A 276-nucleotide genomic window follows, 5' to 3' on the forward strand; every position below is an offset into this window, starting at 1 on the left:
GCACCGGTATCCTCAGCGATGTCGTGGAGGTAACCCGCGCAGACCGTCTCCGGGTCCATCTGGAGGTCAGCCAGGATTCCGGCAACCTGGATTGGGTGGATGATGTATGGCTCGCCGGACTTGCGCCGCTGGTCATGGTGGCAAACGGCGGCGAAGCGGTAGGCCTTCTCAACCAGGGCCACATGTTCATCATTCATGTAGGAAGCAACCATCCGCCGCACGTCTTCATGCGTTAATTCTTTTGTCTGTGACATTCCCATTCCCCCTTCGTCAAAT

At 57.2% G+C, this 276-nt stretch carries 1 protein-coding gene; it reads right to left on the reverse strand.

Annotation, left to right across the window (positions count from 1 at the left end; all coding sequences use genetic code 11):
• On the reverse strand, positions 1–254 hold a 254-nt coding region (locus MN204_RS20595), incomplete at its 3' end, for an HD domain-containing protein (RefSeq protein WP_249872921.1).
• Positions 255–276: the final 22 nt, after the last annotated feature.

The organism is Oceanobacillus saliphilus, from assembly GCF_023522835.1.
GTDB classification, from domain to species: Bacteria; Bacillota; Bacilli; order Bacillales; family Amphibacillaceae; genus Oceanobacillus; species Oceanobacillus saliphilus.